The sequence below is a fragment of the Coraliomargarita sinensis genome, from assembly GCF_003185655.1.
Taxonomy (GTDB): Bacteria; Verrucomicrobiota; Verrucomicrobiia; order Opitutales; family Coraliomargaritaceae; genus Coraliomargarita_B; species Coraliomargarita_B sinensis.
In genome coordinates, this window is the sequence record NZ_QHJQ01000009.1 from 1 (window position 1) to 23,931 (window position 23,931).

Sequence of the window (23,931 nt, forward strand, 5' to 3'; positions counted from 1 at the left end):
CACCTCGACCCCGCAGAAATCCGCCACCTGCCAGATCATCTTCCGCAGGATCTCCTTCTCGCGGTCCCCAAACAAACGCTCTCCATTCACCGTTCTGGTCATACAGTGATAGGTCGCATCGCTACCATTTACTTTTAGACGCCGGATTCGCATGCTAAGAAAAGGAAATCACTCAAATTGAAGTCGTTGTCAACTATTATTAGCCTGTCCCTAATTTCTAGATTTATCCTTATTTAATTTAATTTCTAATTCATGGTGGGCTGAGCGTGCACTAGAGAAGGAAACGAATATTGCATATTCTTTGGATCGGAAAAGCATGGGGAACTTCAAAGATGCAACTCAGTCTGAGTGGCAGCATACCTAATATTTTGCTTCTCCTCCCTAACCTTGGACACAAGCAGACTTAACAGAACCAAATGAACAAAACTTATCACATTTCCCGTCGAGCTTTCGTACGTCGCTGCTCGGCCATTGCAGCAGCAACAGGTCTACCAATCTGGTTTGTTAAACAACAAGTCGCGAGTGCGGAATCAGACAAGTCGAAGATCAAGTCGCCTAACGATCGGCCGCGCCTTGCTCTGATTGGGTCGGGTGGCATGGGGGCCGGGGGTGCCAAGAGCTGCATGCGCTTTGCTGATGTTGTCGCCGTTTGCGACGTGGATCAGGCTCAAATCGACAAGCGAATAAGCCGCTTCATTGTAGGCGGCAAGAAGCCGGATACATATCGGGACTTCCGTAAACTTTTGGAACGCGACGACATCGACTGCATTGTCAACGGCACACCGGACCACTGGCACAGCCTGATCAACATCGCCGCCGCACGCGCCGGAAAAGATATCTACTCGGAAAAGCCGCTTACTTTGACCATCGACGAAGGGCGACATGTGATCAAAGCGGTCCGCGATAATCAGCGCGTCTTGCAAACCGGCACCCAGCAGCGGAGCAGCAAGCGCTTCCGCCTCGCCTGCGAACTCGTACGCAACGGTCGCATCGGAAAATTGAAAGAGGTCAATGTCTGGCTACCTGCCGGGCTGCGTGAAGGTCAGGTCGGAGGCGACCCGAGCAAACACACTAAAGCACCTTTCCAACCTCAACCCATACCGGAAACCTTGGATTGGGACTTCTGGCAAGGCCAAGCCGAGGCCAACGACTACATGTTTGAGCGCTGCCATACCTGGTTCCGCTATTGGTATGAATACTCCGGTGGAACGATGACAGACTGGGGGGCGCACCATATGGATATCGGCTATTGGGCCATTGGTTTGCCCGCACCGACCCAGATCGAGAGCAAGGCGCTGAGTCAGCCAATTCCCGGCGGCTACTCTGTAATCGCCGATTATGAAGTAAAATTTACCTACCCGAACGGTGTTATCTTTAATGTCAGGTCGACCCGGGACGACAATCCTTTCGGCGGCATCGTCAATAAAGATGGTCAGCGAAACGGCATCCGTTTTGAAGGCACGGATGGATGGATCTGGGTCAACCGCGGTTCCATCGAGGCGAGTGATCGCGATTTACTCAGAACCCCTCTTCCGGACGATGCCGAAAAGCTATATGAGAGCAGCGATCACCGGAAGAATTTCTTTGATTGTATGCTATCCCGCGAGGACCCCATCTGCAACGTGGAGACCGGTCACCTCTCAGCGGTCGTCTGCCACCTCGGCGCAATTTCCCTCCGAACCGGCAAAAACCTGACCTGGGATCCCGACGGCGAAATCTTCACTGGCCCGGGTTCAACAGCAGCCAACGCGCACATTGCCCGGGAAATGCGTGCGCCCTACAACTACGACTTTATCGCCTAAACCGTGCCCTATGAAACGTAGAACCTTCGTCAAACGATCCAGCCAGGTGCTGGCCGCCAGCTCCGTTTTTCCAACCTTCGCGATTGGTCAGTCAGGCCCCTCCGCCAACAGTAAACTCAACGTCGCCTTTATCGGCTCTGGCGGTTGGATTGCCCGCCAGCCCTACAACCAAGGCTGTAAGGACGAAAACCTCGTCGCCTTCTGTGATGTGGACCGCGCAAACAGTGCTGAAAACATGAAAAACTGGCGCACCACCCAGCCCTTTTTCGAGGATTTTCGAAAGATGCTGGACAAGATGCACAAGGAGATCGACGCGGTGGTCATCTCAACTCCGGACCACACACACTTTGCCGCAACCCTGATGGCAATGGAACGTGGCATCCACGTGTACACCCAAAAACCTTTGACGCATAACATTTGGCAGGCGCGAACTCTGAGAAAGGCTAAGCACAAATATAATGTCGTCACCCAAATGGGCAACCAAGGCCATTCGGGCAAAGGCATCCGCCAGTCGGTCGAAGCTTACCGAGCCGGAGTCATCGGCGAAGTCAAACAGGTCTTTGCCCGCAACGAATGGCCCGATTTCAGCGATCGCCATTTTGCCAATATCAACCAGATGCCACCACCTTCCTCAGCGGTACCCAAGACACTCAATTGGGACCTCTGGCTCGGGCCACAGGCCGATAGGGATTACTCTGCAAGCTACCTGCCCAAGAAATGGCGCACTTTTTACGACTTTGGTATGGGTGTGCTCGGCGACTTCGGTTGCCACACTTTTGACATGCCCGTCTGGGCCCTAGACCTCGCCCCCCCAACCGTCGTGGAAAGCATCCGCCGGGAAAGTTCACTGGTTGGTGTCATTCCCGCCAGCAGCCATCTACGCTTTCACTTTCCGGCCAAGGGCAATCGGGGTCCGGTCACACTCGACTGGTTTGACGGCCCGCAGGACTGGGAAGAGGTCGGCCGCATCGATGCCTTCGGCGCGAAAGACGCCACCCATGCCGGGCGTGCCTGCTGGATGGTAGGCGACAAAGGCCTGATGGGCTGCGGCACGCATGCTGGGACCCCCATGATTTTGCCCAACGAATTGCGCAAAGACTGGATGACCAATCCACCGGAAGAGACGATCCCTCGGGTCGAAGGCGGGCCGTTCCGCGAATGGCTGCGGGCAATGAAGGGCGAAGGCCCCGAACCCGGCTCCAACTTTGATGTTTCCGCCAACCTAACTGAGATCATTTTGCTCGGGGTGATTGCCCAGCGCTTCGACACCCGCATCGAGTGGGACGCCAAGGCCGGCAAGATAACCAACCAACCTGAGCTCAACGCTTTTGTCAGAGAGCCGGCACGCGAGGGCTGGGACTTCGGCGATTATTTGTGGACTTAGTGCACAGGACGCAAAAGTGGCGACCTGAAACCTTGTACAAATTCAGGGTTCGACCTTCCACGCATATACGTAAGGCTAAACATCATGGACACTCCACCTCTTACCAGCGCTGAAAAGAAAAAGCTCCGCGGCATGGCACAGCGCCTGAAACCGATCGTGCATATCGGCAAGCATGGCTTATCCGAATCCGTCTTGGCCGAAATCGAGACCGCTTTGACCAAAAACGGCCTAATCAAAATTCGCTTTGAGAGCGATCGCGAGGGGGTCAAAACGCTTTGCTCAGAGATTCCAGAAAAAACAGGATCCGAATTTGTCGGTAGTGTCGGCAAAACTGCTGTTTTCTTCCGCGACATGCCCGAGGAAAGCTAAGTAAGCACAACTTTCTGTGGCACCGGAATTTCGCTGTCACTAATCAAGAGGTAAGTTTCAGGCTTCGCACACGTTATGGTTATCAATGCCTTTTAGTCGTAAACACGATTACAATACTGTACGCCACCTGAGTGCCGCACTCTTGCTCAGTGCTTGCGCGCTGGTTTCCGCATGTACGCAAGGAGTGGCGCCGGCCCAAGCCTTGTCTCCGGTTGAGACAACATTCAGCGTATCGGGCAGCGCCGAGCGCCGGGCCGAATGGTGGAAGGCTTTTGATGATCCCCAATTGAACCGCCTTATAGACGAAGCACTTTCAGACAGTCCAAGCCTGGAGGCAATCTGGGAACGCCTTCAAGCCAACGAAGCTCTTGCACGACGCGAACGCTCCGCACTTTTTCCTCAACTAGATGGAATATTAGGCGCTTCATCCGAGAGAGAAGACAACGAAGGCACCGAACTTTTCAGCGTAGGCCTCTACGCCAGCTATGAGGTTGACCTCTGGGGGCGCATACGGTCGGAAGCAGAGGCCGAGCGCCTACGCGCTGAAGCCACCAAAGCCGACTACGAAACAGCGGCGTTAACGCTCTCCGGGCAAGTCGCCCTCACCTGGTATCGGCTCCTCGCACGCACCGAAATCCTTGCATTGATTGAAGATCAAATAGCGGCCAATGAAAAAGTTGCTGAATCACTAATTGCCCGCTTCCGGGGAGGCGAGGCCCGCAGCGTCGATGTACTTCGTCAAGAGCAGCTCATTGAAGCCACCCGTGAACTGAAACTTATCGCCGAAGCAGATATAGCAGTATTAGAAAACCAGCTACAAGTGCTGCTCGGGAATACTCCGCAAAAAAACTTTGCATCGGACAGCCATGCCGAACTCCCCGCCCTACCCCCGCTTCCGAATACCGGCTTACCGGGTGAATTACTACTGCGCCGTCCCGATCTAAAATCGGCTTATCTGGAACTGCTTGCTGCTGACCAGGACCTTGCCAGTGCGATCAGCGAGCGCTTTCCCCGTATCGATTTGACGGCGAGCGTGCGTTCCGCTTCCGAGGACAGCTCGAAACTTTTCGACGACTGGATCCGAAGCATCGCCGGTGAATTGGTAGCGCCGATCATCGATGGAGGCAACCGGCGCGCCGAGGTGGATCGTCAGACAGCTATCAAGCGGCAACGTGTAGCCGAATTCAAACAGGCCAGTATAGTCGCTTATCGTGAAGTCGAAGATGCGCTGGTCCAGGAAAAGCAGGAGACACTCAGGCACGCCAGCCTTAGCAAACAAGTCGAGTTGCAACAAACCGCATTTAAACAACTGCAGAAAGAATTCCTCAATGGCGTAGGTAACTTTATCGATGTGCTCACTGCCCAAACCGGAGCCCAGGAGTTGCAACGCAACCTGATCGAAAGCAAGCGCAGGCAGATAGAGTTCCGCATCGCACTCCACCGTAGCATCGCCGGCCCCATACAAGCATACGAAAAAAGAAAACAGCCATGAGCGAAGAAGAATCATTCGAAAAATCTAAAGTTAAGAGCGGCAAATTGACCTGGATCATCTCAGTCGGTCTGATTGTGGCCGCCTTAGCCGTTCTCTACTGGATTAACTCGACCGAACCGACGGCGGAGCGGGAAACCGCCACCCTGCGGCGTGCGATGCTGGTTGATGTGATCGAAGCGGAACAGGGCACATTCCGCCCCGTAATCGTGGAAACGGGCACGGTGGAACCCGCGAAAGAAATACAGCTTTCACCGCAAGTCGGCGGCCCCGTCATCAAGTTACATCCTGACTTTACGCCAGGCGGCTTTATCGAAGCCGGGGAAGTCGTTCTCGAAATCGAGCCGGCCGACTACAAGAATATGCTGGCTCAACGGGAAAGCGAACTGGTCGAAGCCAAAACCGAACTGGCGCTTGAGATGGGTCGGCAAGAGGTAGCCCAGCGCGACTTTGAACTTCTGGGCGAACGCTTACCGGAAGGAGAAAACAATCTGGTTCTGCGTGAGCCCCAACTCGAAGCCGCCAAGACTAGAATCGATGCATTTGAGGCGGCGGTCGACCAAGCCAAGCTGGACCTTGAACGCACCCGCCTGCGTAACCCCTTTGACGCCCAAATCCTCACACGTATGGCTAACCTGGGCACTCAAGTATCGGAAGGCATGCCGGTCGCTGAAATCGTCGGTATCGAAAAATACTGGGTGATGGCGACCGTTCCTCCAAGCAAACTCCCATTCATCGCTTTTCCCAGTGGAGAAGAACCAGGTGCGAAGGTGGAGCTCTTCAAACGTAATGCCAGTGGTCAGGCAGACCAACGCACGGGACGGCTTTTCCGCCTGATCGGGGAACTCGAGCCGAACACAAGGTTGGCCCGTGTCGTCATCGAGGTGGACGACCCCTTGTGCCGCAAGCCTGAGTCGGCCGGCCTCCCCCCTCTCCTCGTCGGTGAGTTTCTCGAGGTGCACATACAAGGCGAAAGCCTACAAGACGTCGTCCGTATCCCCGTCGACTACCTACGCAAAAACGACACGGCCTGGGTCATGGCCGAAGACGACAAACTGGAAATACGTCAACTCGATATCATCTTCAAAGACAGCAACTACGCCTATCTGAAATCAGGCATCTCCGAAGGTGAGCGTATCATCACCAGTAGCCTTTCGCGGGTCACCGAAGGGGCCGAATTACGCGTCGAAGTAGAGAACTCCACACCCAGCGAATAATGGAAGATTCCAGCAACGCGCCGAAGGGCATGCTCGCTTGGATGGCGAAGAAATCGATCGCCGCCAACCTGCTCATGCTGCTGTTGATTGCGGGCGGCTTCTGGACTGCGATCAATATTCAGAAAGAGGTCTTTCCCGAGTTTGAGCTCGATATCGTCAATGTCAGCGTAGTTTACCCCGGCGCCGCCCCCGCCGAAGTGGAGCAAGGGATTCTCCAACCGGTTGAGGAGGCGATTCGCGGTGTCCAGGGCATCCGTGAAGTTAGTTCCACTGCCGAGGAAGGCAACGGCTCGGTCACGATTGAGTTAATTGCCGGGGTCAACCGGATGAAGGTCTTTCAGGACATTGACCAAGCGGTTAACCGGATCCGCACCTTCCCCGACGATATTGAAGAACCGGAGGTGGTTCTGCGGAGTCGCCAGCGCGACGTCATGGAGATCGGTTTATACGGCCCCGTCGACGTCTGGACCCTGCGTCAACTCGCGGAGGAGTTGCGCATCCGCCTGCTCGCCGAAGAAGGGCTCACGCAAGTCGAGATCAACCGGGTGCCGGACTTCATGACTCACGTCGAGATTCCCCGTCATCGACTGCGGGAGTTCGGGCTCACGCTCAATGAGGTGGCCCGCATCATCGAGGATTCCAGTAACGACGTCCCCGCCGGTTCTATCGAGACCAACGCAGGGGAGATCCTTCTACGCATGAAGGAACGCAAGCAGTGGGCTGAAGAATTTGCCGAAATCAAGATTCTGACCGGTGAAGGAGGTGCGGAACTCACCCTGGGAGAGATCGCGGACGTCCGGGACGGTTTCGAAGAATATGGCTTTCACTCCCAGTTTAACGAGCAGCCCTCCGTCGAGCTGGAGATCTTCCGGGTCGGTCAGCAATCGCCGCTCGATATTGAAGAGACCGTCAAACGGGTGATGGAAGAATTTGAAGCAATTGCTCCGGAAGGAGTCCAGTTACGGATCGACAGCAACCGGGCGCAGGACTTTCGCGAGCGGCTGACCCTGCTCCTGGAAAACGGTCTGATGGCGATCGTCATCGTACTTGCCATTCTCTCCCTATTTTTGGAATTCCGCCTAGCCTTCTGGGTGATGATGGGAATGACGACTTCGTTTGTCGGTGGGATCGTCTTCCTCCCGATGCTGGGCGTGAGCATCAACATGGTCTCGATGTTCGCCTTCCTGATCTCACTGGGCATCGTCGTTGACGACGCCATCGTGGTGGGGGAAAACATCTACGAATACCGGCAGAAGGGAATGAGCCTGATCGACGCCGCTATTCAGGGCGTGCGCGATATCGCGGGGCCGGTCACCTTCAGTATCCTGACCAACGTCGTGGCCTTCGTTCCACTGCTCTTCATGCCGGGCACGACCGGTAAATTCTGGTGGCCGATTCCTGCCGTCGTGATCACCGTTTTACTGGTCTCACTCTTTGAGGCTCTGTTTATCCTGCCCGCACACCTCGGCCATGTTTCGAAGCGCCGCAGCTCAGGGATTGGCGATCGCTTACACGGGGTACAGCAAAAATTCTCAAAGGGGTTCAGCCGCTTTGTTGACACCTACTACCGCCGCGCGCTCAAGATCTGTCTCAAACATCGCTATATCACCTTCAGTGCTGCCGTTGCCCTATTTATCATTGTTGGAGGTTATGCACGTAGCGGCCATATGGGCATGATTCTAATGCCGGAAGTTGCCGCCGACGAGATCGAGGCCGGCGTCCGCTTACCGGTCGGAGTCACCCGCGACCAGTCTGCCCGCGTGGCTGAGGATATCACCAAGGCGACCCGGCGCATGTTTGATGAGCACAATCTATACGAACAGGCGGAAGGCGTAAAAACCAATGTTCGCGATGGTAATTTTATCGATGTTGAAATCGTGCTCAAGGCCCCCGCCGAACGTACGATGCGAGCCAGGGACATCATCTCACTCTGGCGCGATAATATCGGGGAAATCACCGGCGTGGACCAAATCACCTTCGAGGCCGAGCGTGGCCCCGGAGGGTGGCGGCAGGATATCGTGGTCGACCTCAGCCACACCAATATCGACACGCTCGAGCTAGCGACAGCCGCCTTCGTTGAGAGAATGGAAGGCTATGCGACGACGACCAACGTCAACGATAACTACAATCGCGGGAAGAAGCAGTTTGACTTCAAGCTCCTTCCTGAAGGTCGCTTGCTTGGTCTCACCTCCGAGGAAATCGGCCGTCAGGTACGCGACGCTTTTTACGGTTCCCTTGCCCTGCGCCAGCTGCGCGGCATTCACGAAATCGAAGTACGGGTCAAGCTTCCGGAAATCGAACGTGAGTCCCTGGACAATCTGGAGAACTTTGTTATCCGCACACCTTCCGGAGTCGAGGTGCCCCTGATGGAAGTGGTCGAAGTCAACACCACCGAAGCCTTCTCCAGTATCAATCGGCGCAATGGACGTCGCGTCGTCTCCGTTGGGATGGATGTGCAACCCAAGCGCGCGGTCGGACAAATCATTGAGGCGATCGAGCTCGAAGAGATGCCGCAGCTACAGGCGGATTTTCCGGGCCTGACCTACAGCTTCGAAGGCAGCCAATCCGACATGCGGGAGTCCACCCAAGCGCTCAAAGGCGGCTTCGTGCTGGCCATGCTTGTGATCTATTCACTGCTCGCCGTCGCCTTCGGCAGCTACATTCAACCGCTCATTGTGATGGTAGCCATTCCCTTCGGCATCATCGGCGGCGTAATCGGGCACATCCTGCTCGGCTTCGACCTCTCCCTCATCAGTTTAATGGGCATGATCGCCCTCTCCGGGGTGGTGGTCAACGACTCGCTGATCATGATTGACTTCGCCAATCGTAACCGGGGGGATCAATCCGCTTTTGATGCGATCACCCAAGCCGGGGTACGACGTTTCCGTCCAATCATTCTCACTACTCTCACCACCTTCGGCGGGCTCACCCCCATCATTCTCGAAACCTCCCAGCAAGCTGCTTACCTTATTCCCATGGCGATCTCGCTGGGCTTCGGCATCGTCTTTGCCACCTCGATCATTCTGATTCTGGTGCCGAGCCTCTATCTGATTCTTGAGGATGTTAAACCACAGTCGAAATTAACAACCGACTCCTAAAAAGCGGACTTCCGGTTCTTTCATCCGGACCACTGCCGGCAAGCAAATGATTGGACAAGCAGGGCTCCTGTCTTACTGTTGCAGTTATGAAATACCCATTCTACCTAACATGTATCTGTCTACTCATCGGTTTCGGGCTAACGTCTGCCACTGCCAAAGAATCAAAAAACGCCGAGGCCGAAGCGCTCGTCGAAAAACAATCCGCGAAAGAAGATCGTTTAAGTTGGCTTGAACGTATTTTCAACTCGAAGGGTAACCAGGCAGAGAGGGAAACATCTCGGAATGGTGAGGAAGCTGAAGATAAAGCCAATGACCGTAAAGCTGCGGCAAAAGATGCCCGAGGCTTTTCGGACAAAGAACGCGCCGTTTTGGAGGATTGGCAGCGGGGCGAGGCCGGATGGAAAAAATCAGGCAGGAAGCTTCCTCCCGGGCTACAGAAGAAAGTAGCACGCGGCGGCGAATTACCTCCCGGCTGGAAAAAGAAACTGGCTGTCGGAGACCGGCTCCCCGAGGAATACGCCTCCGAAGCCAAAAGCTTGCCCGGAGAAATCCTGAAACGTCTACCCGAAAGTCCCGAAGGCACTGAGATCATTCGAATCGGTGACGAAGTGATACGTGTGATCGAGAACACTCGCGAAATCATCGACATTCTCGGAATCAGTCAGGATACAGTCGAAGACTAGTAAATCCTCTTATGCCCGTGCGCAAATCCTTTGAGTCAGCCAAAGAAGTCGCCAGCGCGACGAGTGATGTTATTGCCAAGACTGCGGGCTTCTTTGCGTCGACATTCGTTGGGATAGGGCGAGGTATTTTTCAACCACTGACCAATTCGACTGCTGTTGCGCCACGCGCCGAACCGGGGGCCGCTCCCGGCATTGAACAATACCTGCAAGCCGAGGACAGCTCATTCACGGTCTCGGTCTCAATTATCGATTACGGCGAAGGCTACACCGAGCATCACGAATTTGAGAATATCGACGACGCGCTTCACCACCCCAAGCCGGAGAAGCCGCATGTGCGCTGGATTAATATCAACGGCCTGAAGCCAAGTGCTGTCGACACCGTCTGCAAGCAGTACGGCTTTCACACATTGTCGGCCGAAGACGTCATCAACACCTACCAGCGGCCCAAGTTGGAAGTTTTCGACGACCACTATTTTGTCGTGGCCCGGCAGATCCAGCTAGTCGAAGACCGACTCAAGAATGAGCAAATCAGCTTCTTTTTGACCCGGGACACCCTGATTTCCTTTCAGGAGGTCGAGGGTGACGTCTTCGACCCGGTTCGCCGCCGTCTGGAAAACAAGACCGGCCGGTTCCGGATCTACAAGACCGACTACCTCTTTTATGCACTGCTCGACTCCATCGTGGACCACCTATTTCCTCTATTGGAGGGCTACGGCGCTGCTCTGGAGGATCTGGAATATGAGATCCTTCAAAACCCCGTCCCCGAATTACAGCAGCAGCTTTTCGCCGTCAAACGGGACCTTTCACTTCTGCGCCGTGCTCTGTGGCCGCTCCGTGAAGTCGTTGACCAACTCTACCGCGACGAATCCGATATAATTCACCGTGATCTTAAGAGTTTCTATCGTGATGTTCAGGATCACAGCATTCAGGTCATCGACCTCCTCGAGACCTGCCGTGAAACCGCTTCCAGTTTGAGCGACCTCTACCAGTCCGCTGTCGGGAATAAGATGAACGAGACCATGAAGGTCCTGACCATCATGGCTTCCTTTTTCATCCCCATCACTTTCGTAGCCGGGGTTTACGGGATGAACTTCGAACACATTCCCGAGCTTAGCTGGCCCTATGCCTACGCGGCCTTCTGGAGCGTTTGCATCAGTATCACCGCAGCCCTGGCAGTCTACTTCTGGCGCAAGGGCTGGATCGGGAAATAGGGAGCCCTTGCCTACTCTACAAATTCTGTTCGGGTTACCGGTTTTGCTTAGGGAAGAAAAACCAACTTATTGAAGACAGCTTCATTCCTCTCAAGCTCATCATGGAACATATCGCTGGGCCGCACGGTCGAGAAGCCAACTACGACCCTCCAGAATCATGAAAACACTCACACACCTCTTTATCTGTCTCCTCAGCTCTGTCGCTTCCGCGATAGCGAGCGATGCGGCACGCCCCAATATCCTGATCATCTTCACCGACGACCAGGGCTACGGCGATCTCGGGTGCTTCGGGTCGGAGAGACATGAAACGCCCCGCATGGATCAACTGGCCGAAGAAGGAACCAAGTTTACCAGCTTCTACGCCCAGAATGTCTGCGGCCCGTCACGCTCGGCCCTGCTCACCGGCCGCTACCCGCATCGCAGCGGCGGCTGGGGCATGCCCGCCTCGGAAATCACCTGGGCCGAGCTCATGCAGGAGGTCGGCTACGAAACTATTTGTATCGGCAAATGGGACGTATCGGACCGCAGAGCCATTATTGACCGCATGCCCCTGGCACAGGGTTTCGACTACTACTTCGGTCCGCTCGGCGCCAATGACAACGGCAAAGTCACCTTTCACGAAAACAACGAGCCCGCCGGCGGAACAGACGACATGGGCAGCCTGACACGGCTCTACACGGACAAGGCCATCAAGTACCTTGAGGAGAAGCGTGATGAGACAAAGCCCTTTGTGCTCTATCTCTCGCACACCATGATGCACACGGATATCGACGCTTCGGAGCGCTTCCGCGGCACCTCGGAGGGCGGCCTCTACGGCGATGTCGTCGAAGAATTCGACTACGAAACCGGACGATTGCTAGACACTCTGGACGATCTGGGATTGTCAGAGAACACACTGGTCATCTACACCACTGACAACGGTCCATGGAATCAGCCTGCCTACACCGAGAAAGAGAAGGGGCATCCGCCAGGCTCCATCTTTTGGGGCAACAGCGGCCCGCTGCGCAACGGCAAGGGCTCCTGCTACGAGGGCGGTGCGCGAGTGCCCTGTATCATACGTTGGCCGGGCAAGGTTGAGGCTGGCGCCACATCCTCGGCGATCTTCGCCACTCTGGACTTCCTGCCTACCTTTGCGAAGATCGCAGGCTTTAAAGTCCCAAAGGACCGTATCATCGACGGTGCCGACCAGACCGAGCTACTGCTCGGGGAAAAGCCGAAAGGAAACCGAAACACCTTTTTCTACGAAGCCCACATCAACCGCTGGGAGAACACTTATACCGTCAACGGCATGCGTTTTGGAAAATGGAAATTTCTCAAAGCCGAACATACTGTCCCGGGCTACTGCAAAGATACCGACCGGGAGGAGGTTGTTGAGCTCTACGACCTGGAAGTCGATATCGGTGAAACCAACAACCTTGCCGACCAGCACCCCGAAATCGTCAAACGTATGCAGGCAGAATTGGCTGCCTTCTGGAATGCGAATGAATAATCACGAAGCAATACGACTATTTAGCATTGCTAACGTGCTGTGATTTCAGGCATATAGAGATAGTCGTGTATAGGATCAAAATCCTGCTCTACGAAATGGACGAACGCTTACACTCGCCTGAAGCGGAGATCCAACTTGGCCTGCAGCAATCAGGATATCGCGCGGAATTCGCCCCCAAGTCTCTAAAAGACCTGAACTTGGATCCCGAAAGAATCGCAAGTTTCGTCAAAGAGATTTCATGCGATGCCTGGATCGTTATCGCGGGCCCAAAGGACGTCCTGAGCTGGTTTGCGGAGCAACCCTTTCCCACCCTGGCGATTTTCGGAAACCTTCCCAAAGGACCGATCTCGGGCATTGGTCCCTGCCACCTCAACGCGTTAAAGGAATGCCTGGAGAAACTTATTATTTTGGGTCATGAGAAGATAAGCATATTTTCACGCAAAGAACGCCGTCCCCCGAATCCAGGCGTCCCCGAGCGCCAACTACTCCAAACACTTGAAGAAAATGGATTACCCATTACCGAACAGACCTTCCCGGAATGGGAAGAAAGCTTAAGCGGTTTCAGGGCGAGCCTTCAGTCTCTTTTCGCGACATCACGGCCAAGTGCAGTCATCTTCCAGGAACCTGAGTTGGTCATGGCGGCACAACAGTTTCTCTACCAGCAGGGCATGAAAATACCCGAGCACGTTTCCGTATTTTGCACCGATTATGACCCTCGCTTCGAATGGTCGGTGCCGGCCATCGCCCACTCAAAATGGGATTTTAGAGAAGTCGTCAGCGCGGCCGTCAAATGGGCCGGAAATGTCTCCAACGGTAAACCCGAAACTTCAAAGAATATCCTGGACGCTAAATTTATTGCCGGGGAAACCATCGGCCCACCTCCTATGGCTAAATGGACTCGGGAAACCGCTGGTAAGGTCTGGTAAGAAGACAGGGTAATATCCTTTTCAGAAAAGGTTGATCCCGATCACTAAGGTTCATTTGGGAGAGACGGGCTCCGTCTCGTCCGCATGGGCGAGAGCGATACCACTTGCACGTCTCGGTTCAAGCGGCTTCCGCCGCCGTAGCTTTGCGTAGGCGTGAGCTGTACCCTGCCGCTGTTACTAAGCTCATCCCTTCTTTAAATCGGTATAAGAACAATTCGGGCATAAAAAATCCCCGTGCCCGTAAACATGGGGATTTGGAAAATTAAATTGTCGATGCGCTTTAGCGGCGACGGCACAAGAGCGCTAGGCCGGCAAGGCCAATAAACATGAAGGCTGCTGGCTCGGGGACGAGCGATCACCACGTCATCCAGGGATTGTCCAATACGAATTTCATCGGCCTCGAAATAGCGCTGTCGATTCAAGTTGATAAGATCGAGCGCAGTTTCATCAATTTCGGCCGTGACCGAGCTACCAATTTGATCCAACGAACTCCCAACAACACTGCCCGCGTTTAGTTGGTAATTATAGAGTGAAAACACATCGACTCAAATTTTTTTCGGAATAACAGCACCCTGCACCTATCCGACAGAAGGACAGCCTACTGATCGCCCAGCTTTTTGTTTGCCGCTGCGGGAACTCGCTGCGAAATGTGCACTCTTATCCACTTTTATCATACAATAAAATCATGCGTCGATTCTCTCTCCCCCTGATACTTACTCTGGCCTGCGCCTCCCTCGCTACCGCGTCGGAGTCCTACTACAGCGAACCCGCCCTCTTCTCCAAGCGCCCCAGCGACAGCAAGTCGCTGGTGACCATCGACCGCTTCGGTCCGGTGGGCATGAGCGTGGAATTGATCCAGCCAGCCTTTACCATGCGTGTCGGCACAATCGAGGAAGGCTCCCCCGCGGCCGCCACCGGCAAGCTGAAGAAGGGCCAGATCATCGAGTCGATCAACGGCGAGACTCTTAAGGACATCGACCCCCGCATTCAACTCGCGCAAATGATCACCAAGGCCGAGGCCAGCGACGGCAAGCTCCGTTTCGCGATACAGGGCGAAGCCGAACCCGTGGTCGTGCAGCTCCCGATCCTGGGTGCCTACAGCGAGACCTGGCCGCTCAACTGCCCAAAATCCGACAAAATTGTCCGCAACATGGCCGATTATCTGGCCAGCCCGGACGCCAATCGGGGCATCTCGGACATCGGCATGATCTTTCTTCTCTCCACCGGCAACGAGAAGGATCTCGAAGTGGTGGGCGAATGGGCCCGCAAAATGAAGCCGAGCCAGTACGCCTGGTACCTTGGTTTTGCCGGCATCCCCCTCTGCGAATACTACCTGCGCACCGGCGACAAAGAAGTGCTGCCGACGATCCAGGAAGCCGTGGATAAGGCAGTCGCGGGACAATATCTCGACGGCTGGGCCGGACGCGGCGGCGTACCGCGGGTCACTTACGGCTACGGCCACCTGAATGCGGCCGGCACCGGGGTGGTTACCTTTCTCATGCTGGCCAAGGAGTGCGGTGCCGATGTGCCGAATCACACTTTACTTGGAGCCTTGCGCCACTTCTACCGCTATGCCGGGCGCGGCTCCAATCCCTACGGCGACAACCGTCCCGAGATGGGCTTCGTGGACAACGGCAAGAACGGGAATCTGGCCTTTGCCATGCAGGCCGCGGCGGCACTGACACCGAACGGCGAGGATTCGGTCTATGCCAAGGCACGGGATGTCGCCGCCATGACCGCCTTCTACACCACCACCTTCATGCTCCACGGCCACACCGGCGGGGGCATCGGCGAGATCTGGCGCAGCGCTTCCATGGGACTCCTGCGCGAGAAAAAGCCAAAGCAATACCGCGATTTCATGGACAAGCGGCTGTTCCACTACGAACTGTCCCGCCGCTTTGACGGGTCCTTCGGCATCCTCGGTGGAGGTGGCTACGACGACCCCAAGTGGGGGGCCGCCTACGGCTGGGCCTACACCGTGCCGCGCCAGCAGTTGAGAATTTTCGGCGCACCGCCGACCAAGTATTCCAAGTCCTACAAGCTCCCCGAGCAAATTTGGGGCAATGAGGCCGACAACACCTTTCTCTCGCTCGAAGCCGTACCGAACGCCGGAGGCGAGCAGCAGGACCTGAGCGACGAGACACTGGCCGAAGACTCCAGCATGCAATTCCTCCGCCGTATCCACGGAAAATCAGTCAGCGACGACATAATCCGTCGCTACGTGCACCATCAGGATGCCGTCATTCGCCTGACTGCAGCGACCAAGGCGCTCGGCGTGAACCGCGGCTACATCGGCTGGCGCGAGCCGGGCGGGAAAGCACGCCCCGAGTTGATGATGGAGTTTCTCCACTCCGAATCGCCACGTGTCCGACGCGCCATGTTCAATGCGATCGCAGAAAGCCTGAAAGAGGAGCAGCAGATGAAGCTGCTGACACCGGAGGTATTCGACTTGGCGATCCAAGCGATCGAAGACCCGAAAGAGTCTTGGTGGGTCAAGGATGCGGCGCTGCATGTGGTCAGCTACGGCATGCCCGATCAGGTCGTCCCTCACGTGGACCTACTGCTCGCCTACCTGGACGCCGAAGACTGGTGGCTGCAAAATGCGGCCATGAAGGCTTTGATCCCAGTCGTTGCTGACGAGCGCTGCTACGAGAAGGTATTGCCCCGCCTCGGCGAAGTCATCCGGACCAACCAGCGCGCGGCTCTAACTCTCGGCCTGATGAAGCCAATCCGTGACAAGATCAAACTGGCGACCCCGAAGGTGCACGAACTGGCGGTCGAAACCCTGAGGGAAAGTTATACCGGATATGCCGGAGAGCCAACAGCTCCCGGCGGTCTCGATGTTTCCAGAACAGTGGATGCCCACTTGGAGTACATCGCCAACTCTCTGGCGGACGTTCCGGGAGGGATGGACGCCCTCTTTGAAATTGCCCAGGCGCGCTACCCCAACAAGCCTTTGCCCTACAAGGAATTGTTCCTCAACGCCGATCCCGAACTCTTCGGACCGAAGCTGAAGCAGGCCATTACGCCGATTATCAACGAAGAATTGATCCCCGAATTTGTCGGTAAAAACCGCGAAAAGTTAAGAGAACTGGCTCGCCTCGAGGTGCAGAATTTCCGCTGTGGCGGCCCCGGAGAACACATTGACGAACTGGTTGCGCTCCACGAGCGCGCCGGAACGGACGCCTACAACTGGACCACCTTCGCCGACTTCAAGACCAGTGATTGGCACTACCACACTTTCAATCCGATTCCGTCGGAACAGGTGCCTTTCGACCGACTCATTTGCCGCTACCGAGAGATCACCATGCCGGAGGGCATGGAGCAATGGTTCGCCCCCGATTTTGATCCGGCCGAGGCGGGCTGGAAAATCGGCCAAGCACCTTTTGGGAACTATAACGACGAAATCCCTAAAGGGCCCGTGTCCAAGTGCGACAAGGACGGGATCGGCCCCTGCCTCGGGCCCTATTGCTTCGGAGATACCCCCGTCAATACGCTCTGGGACAAGGAAGTCCTGTTGCTACGTAAGACCGTCCAACTGCCTCCTCTAAAGGACGGGCACCGCTACCGTCTCCGGGTCAACCAACTGGCCCACGTGGGTAACGGCAACGGCTTCGGCGTCTACGTTAACGGTAAACTGCTGATCGAAATGGAAAAGGGTCTCGGACGCGGTATGGGCGAGAAACCCTACGGGGCCTACATCACGAAGGAGTGGCTTGATGAGTTCAGCAAGGACGAAGTCACGATCGCAGTGAAGAGCTTCCTCCGCTACAACGACAAGTATAAGGCCAAACCAACGGAGCGCGTCCCCCAGGGCCGGATCAGCGTGCACATAGAGGAGCAGAAGCTTCCCCCGATGGGCGATGATCTTGTCTACCAATCAGCCAGGGTGGTTCCCATGATGACCTCCGACTGGATGCGCGCCAGATACGAGGAAAGCGAAGAACTTGACCTGGACAGCCTGCTCTTTGTCTGGGACGGCCAGCTCGAAAAAAACCCGCAATTACCCGGCAAGTGGAACTTGGTCACCGAGGTCGATTCGGTGGATGCATTCGACCCGTCGGCCAAGCACGGCAATGTTCGACGCCCGATATTCAAAACAGGCACGTTCAACGCGGACGGTACCACCGACAAGCCGATCCTGATCTGGTCGGGCGAGTGGCTAATGGATCTCGACGATTATCAGGCACTGCGCACAAAGACCAAGACGATCGACGGCGCTGAGTATCTCTTCGTCGAAAGTGGCAACTTCAACCGCAGAGACAAGCACGGCACGGAAGTCATGTGGCAGGTCTTTTCGCGGTAGGTCCCGCCAGCTCAACGCCGGATGCTACCTTTGTCGCATCGGGCGTCAAGGCCGATGACCCTTTTCCGTGGGGGTGTCCGCTCGCGGCACCCGCGAGCGTTGTTTGGGTCTAAGGCGTTCGATAGTTTACCGAAGCTTTCAGCGGGCTTCGCAAGCGAGAGCCCCTACAAGGGGAACTAACCATTCACCGCCGTCCGCACCTTCTGCATCACCTCGAGAATGGTGGTCCAGGTTTTCGGATTCTCCAGGGTTTCGTTGGGGAACATACAACCGTCCCAGCAGATGTGCTCGATTCCATTCCGAATCTGGCCGTTATCATCGAGCAACCAGGCGAGCGAGCATTCCACAATATCCAGCTTACCATCGTTGGCATCCGCGGGGCAGTGGCGCCCGGTTTTATCGTGGCTACCGCTGCCGAAAACAGTGCCATCGTTTTGGGCCACATGGAAATCGAAGAGCCAGGGGCCAAGCGCCCCGACCATAGTCTGGTAGGCTTCTTTGAAGGCGGCCTCATCGTGGTCCGGCTCAAGCAGCTTGTGCTCGGGCGCGTTGTAGCCGAGCAGGTAGAGGTAGGTATGCGCCAAATCCGCCTGAAAGCCAACCGCCTCGGGCTCGCCGACCATTTCCAGAAGCTGCAGCATGTCCTTCCAGGAGTGCATGCCGCCCCAGCAGATCTCGCCCTCCGCCGCCAGGCGCTCGCCGTGGTCCTTGGCGATTTTAGCGGCTTCCTTGAAAGTTTCGGCGATGCGTTTGGTCCCGGCCCCGGGATCCTTAGCCCACTCCGACGTCGGGGTGGCCGAGTCGATCCGCACGCAGCCGTAGTCGCGCACGCCCAGCTCCTTAAAGCGCTGCCCGATTTTGCAGGAGATCTCGATGGCCTCGAGGAACTTCTTCCGTTCCTCGTCGGAGCCCATCGCACTGGCACCCACCGTGCCGGGCCAGACGGGAGCCACGAAGCTGCCGATCTTCAAATTTCGTTTCTGCACCGCTTCGGCCACCCGTTCGACGTCGGCATCACTGAAGACGTCCATGTGGGGTTGAAACAAGAACAGGTCGACCCCGTCGTAGCCGGCTCCGTTGACGATGGCCGCCGTGGTCAGGTCCAGCATTTTGTCAAAACCGATGGCCGGTTCAGTATCAGGTTCTCCTTTACCGACCACACCGGGCCACATCGCGTTGTGTAATTTTAAGCTCATGGTTTTATTGGGGTTGTTTAAACGCGAAATAATAGCTGATCCGAGCAGGTTAGGCTTGGATTAGATCAGCGATTATTTGTAAATTATCGGCATATCCCCGATGAAGTTAACGAAAAGCCGCCAGTATCTGCGTCAATTTCTGGATGACCAGAATATCATATCCCTGGCGGAGGAATTATTCGAATATACCCCCGGCTTGCTCTTTTTTGTAAAGGACAGGCAGCGCAGATTCGTTTACGTCAACCAGAGCCTTTCGGAGATGTTCAGGCTGGGCCGGAAGGCCGACGTAATCGGCAAGATGGATCGCGAATATTGTGACGAATATGTGGAAGAAATGTTTCGGAAAGACGATGAGCGAATCCTTCGGGAGGGCGTCACGATCCGAAACAAAATCGAGTTGGTGACGACCCTGAACGGGGTCATCAAGTGGCATATCACGACAAAGACGCCACTTTGGAACCGTTCCGGTGAGGTAGCGGGTCTGGCAGGAATCACGCGTGAATTCGAGACGGACCGAAAAATACTTCCCCAACACCCCGCACTTGCGAAGGTAATCGACTACATCAACCACAATTATTCACGGGTATTGTCCTCCGATGAACTGGCCTCGGTTGCGGGCATTTCCATCAGTGCGCTCGGACGGAATTTCAAACGCAGTCTGCACATGACCCCGGTCCAATATATCAAGCGGTATCGGGTCAACCAGGCCTGCAGCTTACTGAGCAACAGCGATACACCCATTGCCATGATCGCTTCACAATGCGGGTTTTTCGATCAAAGTCACTTTTCAAGAACCTTTCAGGGCATTCTGCATGCCACCCCCAGGGAGTATCGCAAGCGATACCGCTGATGCCGATAATATACAAAAAGTATGCTTTATTTTCCTATTAAGTCCCAAAGCTTGAATGGTATTATTCCGCTTTTAGTTATCCCATCATGAGCAATAAAAAGAAACTTCGCATTGGAATCGTCGGCTATGGATTCATGGGCCGTGCCCATACCAACGCCTATCGACAAGTCAGCCGCTTCTTTGATTGTGAATACGAGCCCGTCCTAAAGGCCGCATGCGGCCGGAATGAGGAAAAGGTCAAAGCATTCGCCGAGAACTGGGGCTACGAATCTACCGAAACCGATTGGCGCAGGCTGGTCGAGCGCGACGATATCGACGCCATCGACATCGCGGCCCCCAACAACATGCACAAGGAGATCGCCATCGCGGCGGCGGAAGCGGGCAAAATGATTCTCTGCGAAAAACCGCTGGGCATGAACACTGCGGAAAGCAAGGAGATGGCAGCCGCAGCGAAAAAAGCGGGCGTAAAGACGCTTGTCTGGTATAATTACCGCTTCATCCCGGCTGTCACCATGGCCAAAAATTTGGTGGATGCCGGGAAGCTCGGAAAAATCTACCATTACCGGGCTAATTTCCTCCAGGACTGGACGATCAGCGAAGATGTGCCGCTCGGCGGCCAGGCGCTCTGGCGGCTGGATGTGGATGCCTCCGGCAGCGGCGTGACCGGCGACCTGCTGGCCCACTGTATCGACACGGCGATGTGGCTGAACGGACCGATCACGTCGGTCAGCGCGATGACCGAAACCTTCGTGAAGGAGCGCACCCACAGCGAGACCGGCGAGAAAAAATCCGTCGGCGTTGACGATGCCTGCGCCTTCCTCGCCCGCTTCGAAAACGGCTCGCTGGCCATCTTCGAGTCAAGTCGCTACGCGCGTGGCCACAAGGCACTCTACACCTTTGAGATGAACGGCCGGGACGCCTCCTTCGCCTGGGACCTGCACGACATGCACCGGCTCTCTTATTACGACAATGCCGATGGCGACCTGCGCGGCTGGCGTTCGATCCATGTCTCGGAAGGCGAACACCCCTACATGGACAAATGGTGGGTACCCGGCTTGAATATCGGCTATGAGCATTCCTTCACCCATTGCCTCTACGGCTTCCTCAAGAGTCTGGAAGACGGCGAGGCCGGTTTCCACCCGGACTTCAGCGACGGAGTCAAGACCGACGTCGTCTGCGAAGCTGTGCTCGAGTCGGCCAAGACAAAGAGCTGGCAGGAGATTGAGTGATGAAACTTCCTCTTATTCGAATTGTTGCGATGGCACGCCAGTGTCGTCGATATTCTCATAATCCGAACCGTATTTAGACCTCGCTGGCGCGAGTTGTCTACCTATTGCTTTACCTTTCATTTCTCCCAACATACCATGTCCTCCAACACTCAACTCCTCCACAACGCCCTCGACCAGGGCCAAGGCATTCTCCGACTCGCACCCAACTGGGTTCCCCGCTCCTTCTGCATTCCGGGTCGCCGCATCAAGCTTCACCCGGATGACTATTATGCACTGGGCGGCGAACGCGGAGGAATCGACGAGCGCTGGTTTTCATCCACCACCCCGGCCGAGAACGGCCCCCTGACCGGAGAGCACGAAGGGCTCAGTCAAGTGGTTTTCGAGGACCAACAGGTCACCCTGCGCGAGGCCGTCAGCGAACTGAAAGATCAGCTTATTGGCGAGCGCCTCTGGAAGGAGCACGAGAGCTGGCCGATGTATTCGAAATTTTTCGACAACAAGGGCCCGCTGCCCCACCACATCCATCACCGCGATCATCACGCCGCGCTGACCGGGCAGAAAGGAAAACCCGAGGCCCACTTCTTCCCGCCCCAGGTCAATAACTACCCCGCCGATATCCAGGTCACCTATTTCGGATTCGCGCCGGGCGTGACCAAAGAAGAAGTCCGTGAGTGCCTCGTCAATTTCACCAAGGGAGACAACAAAATCACCAATCTTTCCCAAGCCTATCGCCTGGAAGTCGGCACCGGCTGGGATATCCCGCCCGGCATCCTCCACGCGCCCGGTACACTCTGCACCTATGAACCGCAGCGGGCCTCGGATGTTTATGCCATGTATCAATCCGTTGCCGGCACGGCGGTGGTGCCGGAGGAACTGCTCTGGAAAGACACCCCGAAAGACCGTATTGGCGATATCGATTGGCTAATGGAGGTCATCGACTGGGAACTGAACGTGGATCCGAACTTCCGCCAGAATCATCACATGTATCCCAAGCCGGTGCGTCCGGTCGAGGAGATGGAAGCCGAAGGCTACCGGGAAAATTGGATCTGCTATCGCTCGGAGGCTTACAGCGCCAAGGAACTGACAGTGCTGCCCGGCCAAACCGTCACAATCAAGGATGGCGGGGCCTACGGCATGATTATGATGCAGGGCCACGGCACCATGGGCGTATGGGATATCGAGACTCCGGCCCTGATCCGTTACGGCCAGCTGACCCACGACGAGTATTTTGTTTCGGAACGCGCGGCGCGGGAAGGGGTCACAATTACCAACCCTTCCAAATCCGACCCTATCGTTATGCTCAAGCACTTCGGTCCGAAAAACCCGGATCTGAAGCTTTAACACCGCCACATGAAAGCCGCCAAAAACCGCTCGCGCCGGGAATTCATCCGGGATTCGGCCCTCATCGCCGGGGCTCCCATGATTCTCCCCTCATCCGTATTGGGGCTGAACGGGAAAACGCCTCCGTCGGAACGGATCGTGCTTGGCGGCATCGGGCTCGGCCCACGCGGTCGCGAAGTGCTGACCGGTTTTCTGAAACAGGATGATGTCCAGTTTGTCGCTATTGCCGATGCTCAGGTTGAGCGGGCCAACATTATCAAGCGGATCGTGGAGCGCAAATACGGACACAAGGACTGCAGCACCCATCAGGATATGAGTGATGTTCTCAGCCGTGACGATATCGATGCCGTGATTATTGCCACCGGTGACCGCTGGCACACGACCGCTTCCGTCTATGCGGCACGTGCCGGAAAAGACATTTACTGCGAGAAGCCCTGCTCCATGAACATCCAAGAGAGCATCGAGCTGGACGAGGAAGTCACCAAGCACGAGCGCATCTTCCAGGCCGGCACCCAGCGCCGCAATGTACCCAATTTTGCTCTGGCCGCCGAACTGGCGCAGAGCGGAAAACTGGGCTCCCTCACCGCCGTCCACGCCGGGATTCTAGCCCTTAGAGAATATCGTTCTCCCTATCCAGCACAATCCACACCCGACCCTTCGGTCACGGACTGGGACAAATGGGTGGGGCCAGCACCGAATCTACCCTACAATCAACGCTACTGTCGGGGAGGATGGCGGGGCCACAAGGGCCTCTATGCCGCCTATTACCTGCCTGAATGGGGGGCCCACACCATCGATCTCTGCCAGTGGGCCGCCGGAATGGATGGCACGACGCCGGTCGAATACGAGGCGATTGATGACACCACGATTCACGCCAAATACGCCAACGGAGTGAAGCTCGTCATGCGCCTCGCCGGCTTTAAGGGGGAAGGCGACTGGAGCGAAGGTCTGGGCACCTGCCCCGTTCGTTTTGAAGGCGAAAACGGCTGGGTCGAAGCAGGCGACAACAAGAAAATCGTCGCCAGCGAACCAACGCTGGTGGAAGGTAAAAAGGTAGACCGGCTAGCCGGTACCAACCCCCACGACCACGTGCGTAATTTTCTCGATTGTGTAAAAACCAGAGAGCAGCCCTCCTGCAACAGCACCGTCGCGCGCTACGGACACCTCGCCTGTTTCGCTGCCGCCGCCAGTTGGAAAAGCGGACGGAAGGTCACATTCGATCCCCAAAATCCGATCCTGCCCGACCACGACGAATCGAATTCACTGCAAAGCTATACGCGTCGTGCGCCCTACACAATTTGATGCCTGACTCGTCATCCCGGCTTGCAACCATTTTATTGT

Annotated in this window: 17 protein-coding genes; 15 read left to right on the forward strand and 2 right to left on the reverse strand. The window is 55.9% G+C overall.

What is annotated here, in order from left to right; genetic code table 11:
- The first annotated feature begins 416 nt into the window (after positions 1–416).
- The 10 genes from DDZ13_RS11690 (at position 417) to DDZ13_RS11735 (ending at position 13,668) form a co-directional block, all read left to right on the forward strand.
- A complete protein-coding gene (locus DDZ13_RS11690) occupies positions 417–1,802 on the forward strand; it encodes a Gfo/Idh/MocA family protein (protein WP_110131641.1) in 1,386 nt (461 codons plus the stop codon).
- Positions 1,803–1,812: 10 nt separating this feature from the next.
- Positions 1,813–3,186 carry a Gfo/Idh/MocA family protein gene (locus DDZ13_RS11695; RefSeq protein ID WP_110131642.1) on the forward strand — a complete coding sequence of 458 codons (1,374 nt, stop codon included), beginning with the start codon at positions 1,813–1,815 and terminating at the stop codon, positions 3,184–3,186.
- An 84-nt stretch (positions 3,187–3,270) separates the two neighbouring features.
- Positions 3,271–3,555, forward strand: a complete 285-nt coding sequence (locus DDZ13_RS11700; RefSeq protein ID WP_110131643.1) for a YhbY family RNA-binding protein — start codon at positions 3,271–3,273, stop codon at positions 3,553–3,555.
- 85 nt (positions 3,556–3,640) lie between these two features.
- Positions 3,641–5,047, forward strand: coding sequence for an efflux transporter outer membrane subunit (locus DDZ13_RS11705; protein ID WP_110131644.1), 1,407 nt, complete (start codon positions 3,641–3,643; stop codon positions 5,045–5,047).
- Positions 5,044–6,261 carry an efflux RND transporter periplasmic adaptor subunit gene (locus DDZ13_RS11710; protein WP_110131645.1) on the forward strand — a complete coding sequence of 406 codons (1,218 nt, stop codon included), beginning with the start codon at positions 5,044–5,046 and terminating at the stop codon, positions 6,259–6,261. The genes DDZ13_RS11705 and DDZ13_RS11710 overlap by 4 nt, the downstream gene beginning before the upstream one ends.
- Positions 6,261–9,359, forward strand: coding sequence for an efflux RND transporter permease subunit (locus tag DDZ13_RS11715; protein WP_110131646.1), 3,099 nt, complete (start codon positions 6,261–6,263; stop codon positions 9,357–9,359). Before DDZ13_RS11710 ends, DDZ13_RS11715 begins: the two co-directional genes overlap by 1 nt.
- A gap of 86 nt (positions 9,360–9,445) precedes the next feature.
- Positions 9,446–10,042: a hypothetical protein gene (locus DDZ13_RS11720; RefSeq protein ID WP_110131647.1), complete on the forward strand. Its 597-nt coding sequence runs from the start codon at positions 9,446–9,448 to the stop codon at positions 10,040–10,042.
- Between the two features lie 11 nt (positions 10,043–10,053).
- The gene (gene corA, locus DDZ13_RS11725) at positions 10,054–11,253 is read left to right on the forward strand and encodes a magnesium/cobalt transporter CorA (protein WP_110131648.1); all 1,200 of its coding nucleotides are present in this window, start codon (positions 10,054–10,056) and stop codon (positions 11,251–11,253) included.
- A 157-nt stretch (positions 11,254–11,410) separates the two neighbouring features.
- The gene (locus tag DDZ13_RS11730; RefSeq protein WP_110131649.1) at positions 11,411–12,742 is read left to right on the forward strand and encodes a sulfatase-like hydrolase/transferase; all 1,332 of its coding nucleotides are present in this window, start codon (positions 11,411–11,413) and stop codon (positions 12,740–12,742) included.
- Positions 12,743–12,807: 65 nt separating this feature from the next.
- On the forward strand, positions 12,808–13,668 hold the full coding sequence (locus DDZ13_RS11735; protein WP_110131650.1) for a substrate-binding domain-containing protein: 861 nt from the start codon (positions 12,808–12,810) through the stop codon (positions 13,666–13,668).
- Between the two features lie 194 nt (positions 13,669–13,862).
- Here the strand turns inward: DDZ13_RS11735 and DDZ13_RS15765 are convergent, their stop codons facing one another.
- Entirely contained in the window at positions 13,863–14,207 is a 345-nt protein-coding gene (locus DDZ13_RS15765) for a hypothetical protein (RefSeq protein WP_233246151.1), read from the reverse strand.
- A 146-nt stretch (positions 14,208–14,353) separates the two neighbouring features.
- On the opposite strand from DDZ13_RS15765, the gene DDZ13_RS11745 reads away from it, so the two are divergent.
- Positions 14,354–17,974 carry a DUF6288 domain-containing protein gene (locus DDZ13_RS11745; protein WP_110131651.1) on the forward strand — a complete coding sequence of 1,207 codons (3,621 nt, stop codon included), beginning with the start codon at positions 14,354–14,356 and terminating at the stop codon, positions 17,972–17,974.
- Positions 17,975–18,150: 176 nt separating this feature from the next.
- Here DDZ13_RS11745 and DDZ13_RS11750 read toward each other — a convergent pair whose 3' ends face one another.
- Positions 18,151–19,170: a sugar phosphate isomerase/epimerase family protein gene (locus tag DDZ13_RS11750; protein WP_110131652.1), complete on the reverse strand. Its 1,020-nt coding sequence runs from the start codon at positions 19,168–19,170 to the stop codon at positions 18,151–18,153.
- 100 nt (positions 19,171–19,270) lie between these two features.
- On the opposite strand from DDZ13_RS11750, the gene DDZ13_RS11755 reads away from it, so the two are divergent.
- From DDZ13_RS11755 to DDZ13_RS11770, 4 genes are all read left to right on the forward strand, one after another.
- Positions 19,271–20,020 carry an AraC family transcriptional regulator gene (locus DDZ13_RS11755; protein WP_110131653.1) on the forward strand — a complete coding sequence of 250 codons (750 nt, stop codon included), beginning with the start codon at positions 19,271–19,273 and terminating at the stop codon, positions 20,018–20,020.
- Between the two features lie 86 nt (positions 20,021–20,106).
- A complete protein-coding gene (locus DDZ13_RS11760) occupies positions 20,107–21,249 on the forward strand; it encodes a Gfo/Idh/MocA family protein (protein WP_110131654.1) in 1,143 nt (380 codons plus the stop codon).
- Positions 21,250–21,384: 135 nt separating this feature from the next.
- Complete coding sequence (locus DDZ13_RS11765) at positions 21,385–22,590, forward strand: cupin domain-containing protein (RefSeq protein ID WP_110131655.1); 1,206 nt, start codon at positions 21,385–21,387, stop codon at positions 22,588–22,590.
- Between the two features lie 9 nt (positions 22,591–22,599).
- Complete coding sequence (locus tag DDZ13_RS11770) at positions 22,600–23,892, forward strand: Gfo/Idh/MocA family protein (protein WP_110131656.1); 1,293 nt, start codon at positions 22,600–22,602, stop codon at positions 23,890–23,892.
- Positions 23,893–23,931: the final 39 nt, after the last annotated feature.